Source organism: Mesorhizobium sp. M0715, assembly GCF_040320355.1.
Classification (GTDB): Bacteria; Pseudomonadota; Alphaproteobacteria; order Rhizobiales; family Rhizobiaceae; genus Mesorhizobium.
The window spans coordinates 30,880-46,323 of sequence record NZ_JAMYPL010000020.1 but is presented as its reverse complement, the minus strand read 5'-3'; the positions used below and the strand labels follow the sequence as shown (position 1 = coordinate 46,323).

19 protein-coding genes are annotated in these 15,444 nt (G+C 63.8%); 10 read left to right on the top strand and 9 right to left on the bottom strand.

Translation table 11 applies throughout. The features are described from left to right. Positions 1–13 precede the first annotated feature (13 nt). A complete protein-coding gene (gene nth, locus NKI21_RS22310) occupies positions 14–838 on the top strand; it encodes an endonuclease III (RefSeq protein WP_128303201.1) in 825 nt (274 codons plus the stop codon). Position 839: 1 nt separating this feature from the next. On the opposite strand, the gene NKI21_RS22305 is transcribed toward nth, so the two are convergent. The 4 genes from NKI21_RS22305 to NKI21_RS22290 form a co-directional block, all read right to left on the bottom strand. Further along, positions 840–2,348 (bottom strand): tripartite tricarboxylate transporter permease, encoded by a 1,509-nt coding sequence (locus tag NKI21_RS22305; protein WP_023812550.1) that lies wholly within the window; start codon positions 2,346–2,348, stop codon positions 840–842. 10 nt (positions 2,349–2,358) lie between these two features. Then, a complete protein-coding gene (locus NKI21_RS22300) occupies positions 2,359–2,832 on the bottom strand; it encodes a tripartite tricarboxylate transporter TctB family protein (protein WP_352867347.1) in 474 nt (157 codons plus the stop codon). Between the two features lie 77 nt (positions 2,833–2,909). Continuing rightward, positions 2,910–3,887, bottom strand: a complete 978-nt coding sequence (locus tag NKI21_RS22295) for a tripartite tricarboxylate transporter substrate-binding protein (RefSeq protein ID WP_352440873.1) — start codon at positions 3,885–3,887, stop codon at positions 2,910–2,912. A 135-nt stretch (positions 3,888–4,022) separates the two neighbouring features. Further along, on the bottom strand, positions 4,023–4,478 hold the full coding sequence (locus NKI21_RS22290; RefSeq protein ID WP_352867344.1) for a DUF2214 family protein: 456 nt from the start codon (positions 4,476–4,478) through the stop codon (positions 4,023–4,025). 197 nt (positions 4,479–4,675) lie between these two features. Between NKI21_RS22290 and NKI21_RS22285 the strand changes: the two genes are divergently transcribed. Beyond that, positions 4,676–5,209 carry a GNAT family N-acetyltransferase gene (locus tag NKI21_RS22285; protein ID WP_352440876.1) on the top strand — a complete coding sequence of 178 codons (534 nt, stop codon included), beginning with the start codon at positions 4,676–4,678 and terminating at the stop codon, positions 5,207–5,209. Positions 5,210–5,350: 141 nt separating this feature from the next. Here the strand turns inward: NKI21_RS22285 and NKI21_RS22280 are convergent, their stop codons facing one another. Next, entirely contained in the window at positions 5,351–6,121 is a 771-nt protein-coding gene (locus NKI21_RS22280; RefSeq protein WP_023812555.1) for an IclR family transcriptional regulator, read from the bottom strand. Positions 6,122–6,304: 183 nt separating this feature from the next. On the opposite strand from NKI21_RS22280, the gene NKI21_RS22275 reads away from it, so the two are divergent. The 5 genes from NKI21_RS22275 (at position 6,305) to NKI21_RS22255 (ending at position 11,514) form a co-directional block, all read left to right on the top strand. Next, positions 6,305–7,279 carry a Bug family tripartite tricarboxylate transporter substrate binding protein gene (locus NKI21_RS22275; RefSeq protein ID WP_128303197.1) on the top strand — a complete coding sequence of 325 codons (975 nt, stop codon included), beginning with the start codon at positions 6,305–6,307 and terminating at the stop codon, positions 7,277–7,279. Positions 7,280–7,401: 122 nt separating this feature from the next. Continuing rightward, the gene (locus tag NKI21_RS22270; protein ID WP_023812557.1) at positions 7,402–7,938 is read left to right on the top strand and encodes a tripartite tricarboxylate transporter TctB family protein; all 537 of its coding nucleotides are present in this window, start codon (positions 7,402–7,404) and stop codon (positions 7,936–7,938) included. Positions 7,939–7,942: 4 nt separating this feature from the next. Further along, the gene (locus NKI21_RS22265; RefSeq protein ID WP_023812558.1) at positions 7,943–9,466 is read left to right on the top strand and encodes a tripartite tricarboxylate transporter permease; all 1,524 of its coding nucleotides are present in this window, start codon (positions 7,943–7,945) and stop codon (positions 9,464–9,466) included. 15 nt (positions 9,467–9,481) lie between these two features. Further along, on the top strand, positions 9,482–10,666 hold the full coding sequence (locus NKI21_RS22260; protein WP_023812559.1) for a CaiB/BaiF CoA transferase family protein: 1,185 nt from the start codon (positions 9,482–9,484) through the stop codon (positions 10,664–10,666). After that, complete coding sequence (locus NKI21_RS22255) at positions 10,663–11,514, top strand: citryl-CoA lyase (protein ID WP_352867338.1); 852 nt, start codon at positions 10,663–10,665, stop codon at positions 11,512–11,514. Before NKI21_RS22260 ends, NKI21_RS22255 begins: the two co-directional genes overlap by 4 nt. Before the next feature lie 4 nt (positions 11,515–11,518). Here NKI21_RS22255 and NKI21_RS22250 read toward each other — a convergent pair whose 3' ends face one another. Next, on the bottom strand, positions 11,519–11,995 hold the full coding sequence (locus NKI21_RS22250) for an NUDIX hydrolase (RefSeq protein ID WP_023812561.1): 477 nt from the start codon (positions 11,993–11,995) through the stop codon (positions 11,519–11,521). A gap of 130 nt (positions 11,996–12,125) precedes the next feature. Here NKI21_RS22250 and NKI21_RS22245 point away from each other — a divergent pair, with 130 nt between their 5' ends. From NKI21_RS22245 to NKI21_RS22235, 3 genes are all read left to right on the top strand, one after another. Next, positions 12,126–12,434, top strand: coding sequence for a hypothetical protein (locus tag NKI21_RS22245; RefSeq protein WP_164892879.1), 309 nt, complete (start codon positions 12,126–12,128; stop codon positions 12,432–12,434). A gap of 170 nt (positions 12,435–12,604) precedes the next feature. After that, positions 12,605–12,760 carry a hypothetical protein gene (locus NKI21_RS22240; protein WP_164892878.1) on the top strand — a complete coding sequence of 52 codons (156 nt, stop codon included), beginning with the start codon at positions 12,605–12,607 and terminating at the stop codon, positions 12,758–12,760. Between the two features lie 35 nt (positions 12,761–12,795). Beyond that, positions 12,796–13,374: an invasion associated locus B family protein gene (locus NKI21_RS22235; RefSeq protein WP_128303196.1), complete on the top strand. Its 579-nt coding sequence runs from the start codon at positions 12,796–12,798 to the stop codon at positions 13,372–13,374. 85 nt (positions 13,375–13,459) lie between these two features. Here the strand turns inward: NKI21_RS22235 and coaBC are convergent, their stop codons facing one another. The 3 genes from coaBC to NKI21_RS22220 are packed head-to-tail and all read right to left on the bottom strand — an operon-like array spanning position 13,460 to position 15,382. Further along, a complete protein-coding gene (gene coaBC / locus NKI21_RS22230) occupies positions 13,460–14,692 on the bottom strand; it encodes a bifunctional phosphopantothenoylcysteine decarboxylase/phosphopantothenate--cysteine ligase CoaBC (protein WP_128303195.1) in 1,233 nt (410 codons plus the stop codon). Positions 14,693–14,717: 25 nt separating this feature from the next. Continuing rightward, positions 14,718–15,125, bottom strand: a complete 408-nt coding sequence (locus tag NKI21_RS22225; protein WP_127290735.1) for a type II toxin-antitoxin system VapC family toxin — start codon at positions 15,123–15,125, stop codon at positions 14,718–14,720. Further along, positions 15,122–15,382: a FitA-like ribbon-helix-helix domain-containing protein gene (locus tag NKI21_RS22220; protein WP_023812567.1), complete on the bottom strand. Its 261-nt coding sequence runs from the start codon at positions 15,380–15,382 to the stop codon at positions 15,122–15,124. Before NKI21_RS22220 ends, NKI21_RS22225 begins: the two co-directional genes overlap by 4 nt. Between the last annotated feature and the right edge of the window lie 62 nt (positions 15,383–15,444).

Below are 15,444 nucleotides of genomic sequence, written 5' to 3'. Positions count from 1 at the left end.
TTATAGGAGGGAAATGGCAAGTCCCAAGTCCAAAGATTCTTCCCTGTCCAAAAAAGAGCTGTTGCCCGCACGACGCGATGGGTCGAACGCCAAGCCGCGTCCGCGGCCGGTGCGAAGCGCGTCACGCTACAGCCCGGCCGAAGTGAACGAGATATTCCGGCGCTTTTCCGTCCAGCGGCCCGAGCCGAAGGGGGAGCTCGAACATGTCAACGCCTTCACGCTGCTGGTCGCGGTGGTGCTGTCGGCGCAAGCGACGGATGCCGGCGTCAACAAGGCGACGCGGGCGCTGTTCAAGGCCGCCGATACGCCGCACAAGATGCTGGCGCTGGGGGAGGCAAGGGTCGGCGAATATATCCGCACCATCGGGCTGTGGCGCAACAAGGCGAAGAATGTGATTGCGCTGTCGCAGGCGCTGATCCGCGACCATGGCGGCGAGGTACCCGACAGTCGCGATGAATTGGTCAAGCTGCCCGGGGTCGGGCGCAAGACAGCCAATGTCGTGCTCAACATGGCCTTCGGCCAGCACACGATGGCGGTCGACACGCACATTCTCCGCATAGGCAACCGGCTCGGGCTGGCGCCCGGCAAGACACCGGAACAGGTCGAGCAGGGATTGTTGAAGATCATTCCGGACGAATATATGCGCCATGCACATCACTGGCTGATCCTGCATGGCCGCTACGTCTGCAAGGCGCGCAAGCCGGATTGCCCGGCCTGCGTCATCGCCGACATCTGCAAGGCCGAGGTCAAGACGACCGATGTGCCAGCACCGCTGGTGCCGATCGCACCGCTCGATCCTGTCGAAGAGATCCAGGACCGAAGCGGAACGACGACGTAGTTCAACTCTCCTCCACAAACACCTCTTCGCGCTTTTTCTTGACCGCCGGCAGGAAGACGATGACGAGCACGGCGAGCGCGATGAGCAGCAGGCCGGCGCTGATCGGTCTCGTCACGAAGGTGCTTGGGTCGCCGCGCGAGAGGATCATGGCGCGGCGCAGGTTTTCCTCGAGCAGCGGGCCGAGCACGAAGCCGAGCAGCAGCGGTGCCGGTTCGCAGCGCAGCTTGGTCAGGAGGTAGCCGAGGAAGCCGAAGAAGGCGACGGCGTAGAGGTCGTAGACGTTGCTGTTGACGCTGTAGACGCCGATCGAGCAGAACGCCATGATGATCGGGAAAAGCACGTAGTAGGGGATCGTCAGCAGCTTCACCCAAAGCCCGATCAGCGGCAGGTTGAGGATGATCAGCATCAGATTGCCGATCCACATCGAGGCGATGATGCCCCAGAACAGCGCCGGCTGTTCGGTCGCGACATTGGGGCCGGGCACGATGCCCTGGATGATCATGGCGCCGATCATCAGCGCCATGACCGGGTTGGCTGGAATGCCGAGCGTCAGCATCGGGATGAAGGAGGTCTGCGCACCGGCATTGTTGGCCGATTCCGGTCCGGCGACGCCTTCGATGGCGCCCTTGCCGAACTCCTGCGGGTTTTTCGAGACGCGTTTTTCGACCGTGTAGGACGCAAAAGCTGCCAGGATCGCGCCGCCTCCCGGCAGGATGCCGAGCGCCGAACCGATGATTGTTCCGCGCACGATGGGCGCTGCCATGCGCCGAAAGTCCTCGCGGGTCGGCATAAGGCCGGTGACCTTGCGGATCATCACGGAACGCTCATCCTCGTTTTCGAGGTTGCGCAGGATCTCGGCGACGCCAAAGACGCCGACCGCCACCGCAACGAAATTCAATCCGTCGGCATATTCCCGGATTCCAAGCGTGAAGCGCGGCGTGCCGGTGTAGATGTCGGTGCCGACAATGCCGAGCAGCAGGCCGAGCACGACCATGGCCAGCGCCTTGACAATAGAGCCGTGGGCGAGCGCGACGGACGAAACCAAGCCGACGATCATCAGCGAAAAATACTCGGCCGCGCCGAATTTCAGCGCGATCGCCGTCAGCGGCGGGGCAAAGATGGCGACGAGGAACGTCGACACCGTGCCGGCAAAGAACGAGCCGATGGCCGCGATCGCGAGGGCCGCTCCGGCGCGGCCGTTCCTGGCCATCTGGTAGCCGTCGATCGCGGTGACGGCGGACGAGGATTCGCCCGGCATGTTGATGAGAATGGCGGTGGTCGAGCCGCCATATTGGGCACCGTAATAGATGCCGGCGAGCATGATGAGGGAGGAAACCGGGTCGCCGATCTGGAAGGTGATCGGCAAAAGCATGGCGATGGTCGCGGTGGCGCCGATGCCGGGCAGGACGCCGATCAGCGTGCCGAGAAGGACGCCGATCAGGCAGAAACCGAGGTTGGTCAGCGACGTCGCCGTCGAAAAACCGAGCGCGAGGTTGTCGAGCAGATCCATGCTCATCGCCTCACGACACCAACCATGGGGCCAGCCACGGGCCGAAGCGGCGGAACGGCAGGCCGAGCGCGTAGCTGAAGACGAGGTACGCAAACAATGTCAGGCCGGCCGACAGCACGAGCGCGGTCACCGGCTTCATGCGGCGGCTGGCAAACGACGCGATCAACGCCGTCAGGAAGATCGACGGGATGAAGCCGAGGCCGCGCACCGTCAGGCCGAAGAAGATCGGAGCAGGCAGGATGAGCAGCATGCCGCGCCACGCAATATGCCCGATTGCTTCGCCCCCGACGCGTAAGGCCTGGACGAGAATGACGGCGCCAAGCAGGATCAGCACGATCGCCAGGACCAGCGGAAAATAGCCTGGACCCATGCGCAAGGCGGTGCCGATTTCGAGGCCGAGCGATTGCAGCGCGAACCATGCGCCGAAACCGATGAACAGGGCGGCGCACAGGCCGTTGGCCCTGTCGATCGCGAAAGGTTTCATGATGGTTCTCCCAAGCCCGCAGTGGCTAGCGGATGCCGAGCGAACAGGGGCGCGCTGGTGGCGCCCCTGTTCAAACCTCAGTCGGCGTACTGGCCGGCGGCTTCGATGATCGGCTTCCAGCGCGCGATCTCGCTTTCCAGCTTGGCCTTCAGTGCGGCGGGCGTCGCATCGGCCTCGGGCGACGGCTTGGTGCCGAGTTCGGCGAAGCGGGCCGCGACGTTCTGGTCCTTCAGCGCGACCTGCAGCGATTTCGACAGGCGTTCGGTGATCCCGGCCGGCGTGCCCTTGGGTGCATAGAGACCGTGCCAGATGCCGACCTGCACTTCGGGAAGGCCGCCTTCCACCGTCGTGGGCACGTCTTTCAGCACATCGAGGCGCTCCGGCGAGGTGACGGCATAGGCCTTGATGGTGCCGCCCTGGATCTGCTTGGTGGTGTTGGTCGTCTGGTCGCACATGATGTCGACCTGGCCGCCGAGGAGATCGGTCATGGCCGGGCCGGTGCCCTTGTAGGGTACGGTGACCAGCGGCGTCTTGATGGCGCTCATGAACAGCATGCCGCACAGATGCGAGGCCGCACCGATGCCGGCATTGGCGACGGTTATGGAATCCTTGTTGGCCTTGGCGTACTCCACCAATCCCTTGAGATCGGTCGGCTCCAGGTCCTTGCGGCCGACGATGGTCATCGGCACCTCGGTGACGAGGCCGACATATTCGAAGGCGTTCAGCGTGTCGTAGGCGAGCTTTCTGTACAGCGTCGCACTTGTCGCCATGCCGATATGATGGAGCAGCAGCGTATAGCCGTCAGGCTCGGCGTTGGCGACGCGGCCGGCACCCAGCGTGCCGCCGGCGCCCCCGACATTCTCGACGATGACCTGCTGGCCGAGATCCTTCGACATGGCTTCGGCGACGAGGCGCGTGACCGTGTCGGTCGGGCCACCGGCCGCAAACGGCACCACAACGGTGATGGTGCGTTCAGGATAGGTCTGCGCGCCGGCAGTGAATCCATAAAGCGTGACGGCCGCGGCAGCAGCCAGAGTGGCGACAAATCTTCTCATTGTGATCTCCTCCCAATACGTAAATCTCCAACCGCTGCGCGGGGTCCTCTCAACACCCTGCAGATGGAGCAACAACTAGCGCAAATTAACAGATTGCAACCGGACTCAAGCGGCAAACTGCTGATGATCGCCATCCTAGTAGCCGTAGCCGCGCGCCATCGCCGCGGCAAAGACCGGGATCAGCAGGAAGATGAAAGCTTCGGCGCGGATGTAAGTCTTCACGGACGCAAGCTCGGCCGCCGGCACCTGGAACGAGGCATTGCCGCTCACCTGCCTGTTCCAGGATATGAAGCGGACGGTCGGGATGATCGACAGCAGGCCGACAGCGCCGAACGCCGCTATCTTGGCCCAGAACACCCAGTTGTAGACGTAGAATTCCCAGCCCTTGAGGCCATAGAAGACGCGGCCGATGCCGACGACGATGATCAGCGCGGCGATGACGCCGTAATGGCGGTCGATGCCGGCGAGCCTCTTGAGCGTCGCAGCACCCAGATCGCCGCGGATCAGGGCGAATTCGGCGCCGATGATTCCCGCCAGCGAAAACACCAGCAGATGATGGAAGGTCGCAAGCACAAGATCGGTGGTGTCCATGCTCTTTCCCTGGGTTTGACGGCGCCAATGCGCGCCTGAAAAAGGTCGCGCTGGCAGGTGTTGAATCAGCCTGCCGTGAAAAATAACACCGTCTCACAAAATTCCCATAGCGGCGCCTGGATGGGCCGTGTTGCCCTGGCCCCTTGCGCCGCACCGGCGATTTGCTAAGCGCTGGCGATCCGTGCGAGGCAGATCCCATGAACAATCCACAAGCGACCAGCGCCCCTGTCATCGAAACGAAGCGCACCATCCTGCGGGCACACCGGCTGGACGATTTCGACGCCTATGCCGCGATGTGGACCGATCCAGTGGTCACCCGTTTCATCGGGGGCAAGCCGCGCACGCGCGAAGAGAGCTGGATGCGCTTCCTGCGTCACGCCGGCCTGTGGTCGCTGCTCGGCTATGGCTTCTGGGCGATCGAGGAGAAGGCGACCGGGCGCTTCATCGGCGAGGCCGGGTTTCACGATCTGAAGCGCGACATGGAACCATCGATCGAAGGCATTCCCGAGGCCGGGTGGGCGCTGGTTCCGGCCGTGCACGGGGCGGGCTTCGCCACCGAGGTGGTTGCCCGCGTCCTGGCGTGGGGCGAAGTGATTTTCGGGCGCGAGAAGACCGTCTGCATCATCGATCCGGAAAACGGCGCTTCGCTGAGGGTGGCTGCCAAGTGCGGTTACCGGGAAGTGGTGAAGACCACCTATCATGACACTCCGACAATCCTGCTGGCGCGGTGACCTGAGCGGCGAGGCTGCCCGCTGCCGGCGCCGGCATGATGGCGCCTGTCGCCAGCAATGATGACGAGGCGGGCCCCGCCAAGAACCGCCGTGTGGTTCTGGTCAAATTGATCGGAGCGAGCCTTCCAACCGGGACGCATTCTACGGCATGGCGTCCGCTGCCAGGCTTGCCCGCTCCAGCATGGAGGCGTCCTCGCCGAAGGCGCGGGTGGCGCGGGCCGCCGCCTCGAGCAGCGGACGCTTCATGCGCTGCAGAAATGCCGCGTCGACGCGCGTGCTGGGCCCAGCCAGGGTCAAGGCGCCGAGCAGGACGCCTCCTGGGCCGAACACCGGCGCCGACACGCCCCCCGTCTCGGGGTCCCGGTCGCCCACGGCGAGGCAGTTGCAGGTCTTGCGGATGGTCTCGTAGGGTTCGCCCTGCTGGCCCGAAAACGCTGCGAGCACGCGGCCGCCCGAGCCCAGCAGCAAAGGCAATACGTCGCCTTCGCGTATCGTGTAGCGGATCGGGTGCTTGGATTCGACGCGGTAGAGACAGGTGCGGACATCGCCCGAGCGAACATAGAAGGCAACGCTCTCCCAGCTTCGCTCGGAAAGATCGCGCATGATCGGCAGCAGGATATCGACCGCCACGACCGAACGCTGGTAGAGCGCACCGAGCCGAAAGGTCGCGGGTCCGACGCGGTAGCGCCCGTTGTCGAGGCGCTCGAGCAATCGTCCGCGCAAAAGAGAATTCGCAAGCCGCAGGATGGTGCTCTTGTAGAGGCCGGTGCGCGCCGCGATTTCGGCCAGGCTGAGCGACCGGTCATCCGTGGTGAAGGCATCGAGGATGGCAATGGCCCGATCAAGCGCGGCAACACCGTCCGCCGAGGTGCGATCTATTTCCCCATTTGCCGATTTGCTTGGCGAGTCCATGGCGGTTCCAATTTGAAGAAAGCCGAGCACGCGACTCTGTCGCGCCGCCAAATCGTTCTGTCCAGTAGAATATCGTTTCCGTTGACAGAACTCCGTAACATCTGCTTGAAATCGATGACGGGTCTGGATGCAGGCGCGTTTTGGCGGGCACCGGAGGAGGTGTCGTGATTTGGAGGAATCCCCATGCTGAACAGACGCAGATTTTTGATGAGCACCGCAGCCGTGGGTGCCGGGCTGATGACGTCGCATCTTTCTCCCGCTTTCGCCGAAGGCGCGCCCCAGATACAGCTCTTCGTGCCTGCCGCACCCGGTGGTGGCTGGGACCAGACGGCGCGCACGATCGACCAGGTGCTGCGCAGTGAAAAGCTCATCTCGGGTTCGCAGATCACCAATGTCGGCGGCGCCGGCGGCACTGTCGGGCTGCCGCAATTCATCAGCCAGTGGAACGGCAAAGGCAATTCCCTGATGGTTGCCGGCATGGTCATGGTTGGCGCCATCATTGCCAACAAGGCCGCGAACAATCTGACGCAAGTCACCCCGATCGCCCGCCTCACCGGCGAGTTCGAGGCCTTGGTCGTGCCGGCGGAGTCGCCGTTCAAGACGGCCGCTGATTTCGTCGCCGCGCTCAAGGCCGATCCGACAAAAGTTCCCGTCGCCGGCGGCTCCGCCGGCGGTTCGGATCACATCCTGTTCGGCTTGATTGCCAAGACGGTCGGCGTGCCGGCGACAAACCTGTCCTACGTGCCGTTCGCCGGCGGCGGTGAGGCATTGTCGGCGCTGCTCGGCAACCAGGTCGCGGCCGGCATCTCCGGCTTTGGCGAGTTCTCCGAGCAGGTCAAGGCGGGCGCGCTGCGGCTGCTCGCCATCTCGGCAGACAAGCGCCAGGACGGCATCGATGCGCCGACGCTGAAGGAGGCCGGCATCGATGTCGAGCTGTTCAACTGGCGCGGCGTCTTCGCACCGCCGGGCATTTCCGACGCCGACAAGGCGGCGATGGTCACAATGATCGAGACCATGGCCAAGAGCGATGCATGGGCAACCGAGTGCAAAAACCGCAACTGGACGCCCATCCTTTTGACTGGCGACGACTACGCAAAATTCCTCACCGAGGACACGGCCCGCATCACCGCGATCCTCAAGGATCTCGGCCTCGCCTGATGTCTTCAGGGGGCGGTTAGAGTGCCGCCCCCTTCCCATCTCGCCTGCCGCATGGACATATGATGCGGCGAAACTGCGGATGCGGTCGGCTGGAGGATGCCGGCCACCTTGGGAGGACACCGATGAGCACCAGCGACCCTCAGGCGGCGGCGCCGCGCCTTGCCATGCCCGAATTGTTGATCGGCGTCGGGCTTCTCGCCTGCGCCGGGGCCGTAGCCTGGCAGACCTTGGCGATCCCGGTGTCGCCGCTCTATTCCAAGGTCGGGCCGACCGTCTTTCCCTATATCACCATGACCGGCATGATCGTGCTTTCGCTGCTGCTTATCCTCGCAGCGCTGCGCGGCGGCTGGCAGCCGGAGGAAGAAAAGGAAACGCCGACCGACTGGAAGGCGATGGGCATCGTCGTTATCGGGCTGGTGGCAAACCTGGTGCTGATCCAGCCGCTCGGCTTTACCGCCGCCTCGGTCATTATGTTCGTTCTGGTCTGCTACGGCTTCGGCAGCAAGCGCACACTGCGTGACGCAGTGCTCGGCCTGATCCTGGCGCTGGCCGCCTATTTCGGCTTCGCCAGGGCGCTTGGCGTCAACATCGGTGCCGGTTTCATCGAGAACCAGCTGAACACGGTCATCGATGCGTTCATCACCGTGTTGAGGGGCTGACGCCATGGAAACGCTCGGACATCTCGCACATGGCTTCTCGGTCGCCTTCACCCCGGTCAACCTTCTGTGGTGCCTGCTTGGCACCACGCTTGGCACCGCCATCGGCGTGCTGCCCGGTCTTGGGCCGGCGCTGACCATCGCGCTGCTTTTGCCGATCACCTATCAGGTGGCGCCGGAGGCATCCTTCATCCTGTTCGCCGGCATCTACTACGGCGCCATGTACGGCGGTTCGACGACGTCGATCCTGCTCAACACGCCCGGCGAAAGCGCCACCATCGTCACTGCGTTGGAAGGCAACAGGATGGCGCGTTCCGGCCGTGGCGGTGCGGCGCTCGCCACGTCGGCGATCGGCTCGTTCGTCGCTGGCACGATCGGCACGATGGGCGTTGCCTTCCTGGCGCCGGTGGTGGTCAAATTCGCGCTGGCCTTCGGTCCGGCCGAATATTTCTCGCTGATGGTGCTGGCCTTCATCACCGTTTCGGCGGTGCTCGGCTCGTCGTCGGTGCGCGGCCTGACCAGCCTGTTCGCCGGCTTCGTCATCGGCATGATCGGCGTCGACCTGCAGACCGGCCAGCCGCGCTTCACGTTCGGCACGAACGAACTGCTCGATGGCGTCGATGTCATCATTGCCGCGGTCGGCCTGTTTGCCGTCGGCGAGACGCTCTACATGGCCTCGCGCCGCTATGCAGGCAAGGACGAGATCGTGCCGCTGAAGGGCTCGCTCTACATGACGGCGGCCGAATGGGGGCGTTCGTGGAAGCCGTGGCTGCGCGGCGCTGCTATCGGCTTCCCGATCGGCGCCATGCCGGCCGGCGGCGCCGAGATCCCGACATTCCTGTCCTACGCCATCGAAAAGAAGCTGTCGAAGCACAAGGAGGAGTTCGGCACGGTCGGCGCCATCGAAGGCGTTGCCGGCCCCGAGGCCGCCAACAATGCCTCGGCAGCCGGCGTGCTGGTGCCTATGCTGACGCTTGGCCTGCCGACCTCCGCGACCGCGGCGATCATGCTGTCGGCCTTCCAGAGCTACGGAATCAATCCCGGACCGCTGCTACTCACGACCCAGGGCGATCTCGTCTGGGGGCTGATCGCCAGCCTGTTCATCGCCAACGTCATCCTGGTCATCCTCAACCTGCCGTTGATCGGGCTGTGGGTGCGGTTGCTGAAAATCCCGGCGCCGCAGCTTTATGCCGGCATCCTGGTGTTCGCGACGGTCGGCACCTATGGTATTTCGCAGTCGCCCATCGACCTCGTCATCCTCTATCTGCTGGGAGCGGCCGGTTTCCTGATGCGGCGGTTCGATTTCCCGACCGCGCCTGTCATTATCGGCATGATCCTTGGGCCGCTCGCCGAAACCCAGTTCCGCCGGGCGATGACCATCTCGAATGGCGACTGGTCGGTGTTCTACACCCACAAGCTGTCGCTGACGCTGCTGACGCTCGCCTTCATCGGCCTCGCCGGCCCGCATATCTGGGCCTTCATCGAGCATCGGCGTCGGCGCGGACCGGAGCATGTGCCCGGCGATGCCTGATCGATCCATGATGCCATGACAGAACTGCTTTCCGGTATCCGCGTCCTTGACCTGACCAATGTGCTGGCCGGTCCCTACTGCGCCTATCAGCTGGCGCTGCTTGGCGCCGATGTGATCAAGGTCGAGGCGCCGCAAGGCGGCGACCTGGCCCGCCAGCTCGGCGGCTCGCCAAAGCTGAACAGCGCCGGCATGGGCGCATCGTTCCTGGCGCAGAACGCCGGCAAACGGTCGGTGGTGCTCGACCTCAAGAAGCAAGCCGATCGCGAGCGCTTTTTCGATCTGGTGGCCAGCGCCGATGCCCTGGTGGAGAATTTCCGCCCGGGCGTGATGGATCGGCTGGGGCTTGGCTACGAGGCGCTGAAGACGGTGCGTCCAGGCCTCGTCTATTGCGCGATATCGGGTTTCGGCCAGACCGGGCCGATGCGCGACAATCCCGCCTATGACCAGATAATCCAGGGCCTGTCGGGGATCATGAGTATCACCGGCACACCGGAAACGGCGCCGCTGCGGGTCGGCTATCCCGTGGCCGACACGCTTGGCGGACTGGTCGGCGCGTTCGCCATCGCCTCGGCGCTGGTGCGGCAGAAGACGAGCGGCGAGGGTGCCTTTCTCGACGTCTCGATGCTCGAATGCACACTTTCCGCGCTTGGCTGGCCGGTTTCCAACTATCTGACCGCAGGCATCGACCCCAAGCCGATGGGCAATGAGAACATGACGGCGGCACCCTCCGGTGCGTTTCGCACCGGCGACGGGCTCATCAATATCGCCGCCAACAAGCAGGAACAGTTCGTGACGCTGTGCCGGCTGATCGGCCGGCCGGAACTGGCCCTGGATGCCCGCTTTGCCGAGCGCGAGACGCGCAAGCGCAACCGTGCGGCGCTTAAAGTCGAGATCGAGCACGCCCTGGCGGGCGCGCCGGCTGCGGCCTGGGAAGAGATGCTCAATCGCGCCGGCGTGCCTGCCGGCAGGGTGCTGACGATCCCGCAAGTGCTGGCCGAGCCGCAAGTCCTCGAACGCCAGGTGACCGCGAATTTCGACGATGTGGCTGGTATGGACAAACCGCTGACCGTTCTGCGCGGCGGCTTCATGGTCGATGGGGAGGCGCCCTTGCCGACAAAGCCGCCGCCGGCGCTCGGCGAACATATGGGCGAGGTGTTCGCCGACCTGCCACCGCGCGTCAACACAAAGGCAAGCGCATGAGCGGCACGGAGAAGGAGACAGGCCGTGAGCGCGGCGAGGAATGGTGGCAGACCGACATCATCGAGATGCGGCCTGGTGTCATCCGGCTGCGCGGCTATGAGATCCAGGATCTGATCGGCCGCGTCAGCTTCCCGGCTGTCATCTGGCTGATGCTGCGCGGCGAACTGCCCAGCGAGGATCAGGCCGCGCTGCTCGGCATTGCGCTCGGTGCCGCCGTCGACCACGGACCGCAGGCGCCATCGATCGCCATCGCGCGCATGGCTGCAACCTGCGGCGTCGGTATCAACAGCGCCATGGCCTCGGCCATCAACGTTCTCGGCGACGTGCATGGAGGCGCCGGCGAGCAGGCGCTTTCCTTCTATGGTGACATTGCCGTGGCGATCGATGCCGGGATGACGCTGAATGAGGCGGTCTCGGCGCGGCTCGACCGGTTCTTCGCCGAGGAGAAGGGCTATGTGCCGGGACTCGGACATCGCTTCCATCCCGTCGACCCGCGCGCGCCGCGCTTGCTGGAACTGATCCGCGAATTCGCCGCACGCGGTGCCGTCAATGGACGTTTCGCCGACATCGCCGCTGCGATCGAGGCTGACGTCGAACGCCGCAAGGGGAAAAAAATACCGCTCAACATCGATGGCGCCACCGCCGTCATCTATGGCGAACTCGGTTTTCCGCCGCCGCTGACGCGAGGGCTTTTCGTGCTGTCGCGCTCGGTCGGCATCCTGGCGCATGCTTGGGAGCAGTCGCAGCAGGCCGAGCGAAACAAGGGGCCGCTGCCGCGCGAGTGGCTGTGGGCCTATACCGGCACGCCGGTGCGGCCGTTTCCCGAAAGCGATGACCCCGGCGAGTGAGGCTTTACGCCTTGTCCACCTGCATAGGCTGGGGAAGCTTCAGCGTCTTCACCAACGTTGAAAGATCCGGCTCGTCGATGAGCATGGCCGCATCGGCTGGTGCCAGCCAGGCCCGCTGGCGTCGTTTGGCTTCCTGCCAATCGGCCAGTTCCTCCGTTACCTCGAGCAGATAGACGATGACGTCGACGCGGACAAAGCGATTGGCCAGCCGCTTCCAGTAGGAATAGGTGCCTGCCGGCTGCTTCAGCGTCTTGCCGAGTACGCCGGCTTCCTCCTGCGCCTCGATGGTGGCCGCCTTGCGCCCGCTCTTGCCCTTCATCGGCCAGCCCTTGGGTACGATGAAGCGCCTGGTGGTGCGCGACGTAACCAGCATGACCTCGATGTCGCCGCGCGCGATCAGCCGAAAGGGAACAGCCGCCACCTGGCGGATTCTTTCGCCCTTTTTTGCCTTGCGTACGGCTTTCTTCTTGGTGGCTGCCATTCGTCAATCCAGTCGATGCAATGCCGCATAGCGCGACAAGGCGTCGTTGCAAAACCAAAACTTTCGCATGTGCCGCCAAAACTTTCGCATATGCCGAAAGACACTCGAAATACCTAAGTCGGCTAAATAAATGAAAAAGGCCTTGTTGTCAGCGGCAATTGCTCACGGCGGTGGTGCCGATTATCTGGGTCTGGCAGCTTGGCTTGAGCTGCTGCACGACCGGGGGCGGTTGCTGAACGATCTGGCGGTCCTGGGCGCGGTACTGCCGCTGTTGCTGCTGATATTGCTGCCGCTGTATCCTGTTTTGCAGGATTTGCAGGTCGTTCTGCCGGATCAGCGCATTGTTGCCGGTAGCGGAATTGAGCGCTTGTGCGGAAGCCGGCAGGCAAACGCCCGCCAGCACTGCCGTGGCCAGCATTGCCACTGTGAAGATCGTTGATGGCCGAAGTGCCGACATTCGCTCATTCCCGCGCAAAAAACTCTGCCCACTGATATAGGACGTTTGCGCGGCGATGCCATGGCCAGCGGGTCGAGCGACCAAATCTGCTTGTCACCCCCGAAGGTCGCTTCGCGGCGGCGGAGAATCTGCCTGGCAACCCCGCATTGCACTTGACGGAGGCCGTCGATTCGCCGCTCTATCGGGTCGGCGCCGGCCTTGAGCTGAATGGCGTCAATGGCGTCGGCATGTCCGTCAGGTATAATGGCGCCTTCGGCGAAACGGTTAAACAGAACGCGATCAGCGCGTCTCTCAAGGTCAGTTTCTAGCTGGCCCGAGGCGGAGCCGGGCGGGAGGGATCTTGATGAGGAAGTACGCGCATTTCGTGGCGATGCTGGGTGTTGCCTGCACCGTCGGCGTGGCGGCCGTGGCGGCACAAACCAAGAGCGACAGGGCGGTCGCGGCACCCGCTGCCGCGGATGCGCCGCAGTTGCCCGGCGGCGCGTCGGCACTGTCTGAAACCCACGGCGACTGGACGGTCAATTGCCAGATATCGGGCACGGCCAAGACCTGCAGCCTGTCGCATCAGCAATTCAACAAGCAAAGCAATCAGCGGCTGCTGGCGATAGAGCTGTCGAGCAAGACCGGCGAGGATGCCACGGGCACGCTTGCGTTGCCGTTCGGCCTGGCGCTGGCCAAGGGGGTCAGCCTGACCATCGACGATCAGAAGCTGGACGGCAGCCTGGCGTTCAACACCTGCCAGGTCGTCGGCTGTCTGGTGCCGGTGGTGTTCGATGCGACTGTCACGCCACTGCTGAAATCAGGCACCACACTGAAGATCGACGCTTTCGCGGCAGACACCGGACAAGCGGTGAGCTTTTCCATTCCGCTCAACGGCTTCGCCGGCGCGCTTGCCCGGACCGCCGAGCTTTTGACCAATTGATGTAGAGCCGCAGGACTTAAAGCGCGCCGCCTGAATGCCGTCTCGCGGCAGGGCGGTGCGTCACTGCAGCAGAACGTCTTTCAGCTCAAACGACGATCGTTTTAAGCCTTTCGGCGATCAGGGCGGCGAGCCGCGCCGCCACATCATCCTTGCTCATCTCCGGCCATTCCTCGACGCCAGCCTTTGACACGATCCGCACCCGGTTGCGATCGCCGCCCATCACGCCCGAAGAACCGACGCCGCTTCCCTGCGACACGTCGTTGGCGACGATGAGATCGGCGCCTTTTTTCTTGAGTTTGGCCTCGGCGTTGCGCAGGAGATCCTGCGTCTCGGCGGCGAAGCCGATAACCAGGCCGGGTCGCTGGCTGTGATGGCCGACGCCGGCGAGAATGTCGGGATTCTCGACCATGCGCAGCACCGGCGGCCCTTCGCCGGCGACCTTCTTGATCTTCTCACCGGCTGAATTCTCGGTTCGCCAGTCGGCCACGGCGGCGACGAACACCGCCGCGTCTGCGGGCAGGAGCTGTTCCACCGCGTCCCGCATCTCTTGCGCACGTTCGACATGGATGGTCTTCACGCCAGCCGGATCGGCAATGCCGACAGGGCCGGAGACGAGGTGCACATCGGCGCCGAGCCTGGCCAGCGCTGCCGCTATGGCATGGCCCTGCTTGCCGGACGAACGGTTGGCGATGTAGCGCACCGGGTCGATCGGCTCATGCGTCGGGCCGGAGGTGACGATGATCTTGCGCCCCGACAGCGACTTCGGGCCGACGTCGAGCAGTGCCTCGATGGCGGCGACGATCTCCAGCGGCTCGGCCATGCGGCCTTCGCCGGCTTCATTGCTTTCGGCCATCTCACCCCTGGCCGGACCGACGAAGGTGACGCGGTCCTTCTGCAGCGTCGCGCGATTGCGGCGGGTGGCCGGATGCGCCCACATTCTGGTGTTCATGGCCGGCGCCATCAACACCGGCTTGTCCGTGGCGATGAGCACCGTGGAGGCCAGATCGTTGGCGTGGCCGTTTGCGAGCTTGGCCATCAGGTCGGCGGTGGCGGGCGCCACCACCAGCAGATCGGCCTCGCGCGACAGCCTGATGTGGCCGACATCGTGCTCGTCCTGGCGGTCGAACAGTTCGGTAAAGACATGGTCGGCGGAGAGCGCGCCGGCCGACAGCGTGGTGATGAATTCCTGTGCCGCCGATGTCATGATCACCCGCACCGCCGCACCACGCTCGCGCAGCCGGCGGATCAGATCGAGCGCCTTGTAGGCGGCGATGCCGCCGCCAATGATGAGCAGGATGCGCTTGCCGGAGAGGCTCATGCCTGAGACCAGTTCCTGTCCAGTGTCATGCCGGCTTCAGCGCCGGTTCGATATCGGTATGGATGAAATCATTACCCTTGAAAAGCAGCGGCAGGTTTCGCGTCTTGGCCAAGGCGTAAGCGAAACAGTCGCCCATGTTGAGATCAGCACGATGATGAGATCCACGGCCATAGAGAGAGTAGGCAAGCCGTGCGACTTCAAGCTGCGCTAAATCAAAAGGAACTACCGTCAACTCGAGAAGATCGATTAGCAGTTTGAGTTCGTTGACGTTAACGCCATCACTCGACCGGCTCGCGACACAATGCGCCTCCAGCAGCGTCGCTGCGCTTACCAGTGCAACAGATGAGGTACCGAAAACGTCGACGAATGCAGCGGCATCCGGCTCCGCGCCAAGGATTGCGATCAACGCCGAGGTATCGACCGCGACTGTCACAGAAGTCCCTCGTCCCACATATGGTCAGTAATCGCTTTGAGATCAAAAGGGCGTTCCAGCTTCCGCCCGAGCGCCAAGATTTCGTCACGGGAAGCCTTCAGTCGCCACGCCCCATTCTCAAGCCTGGTTTTTGGGATTGCCGCCTCACGCAAGGCATCCCGCACTTCCTGCTCCATCGAAACGCCGCGCGCGGCGGCGCGCTCGCGGAGCACCTGCTTCACGTTGTCGTCAAGGTTGCGGACTGTTATCGTGCTCATGGTCTTGCTCCATGCCGCTTAATATAGGCAACAAGCAGCGTGCATGCAATGACAGCATTGCT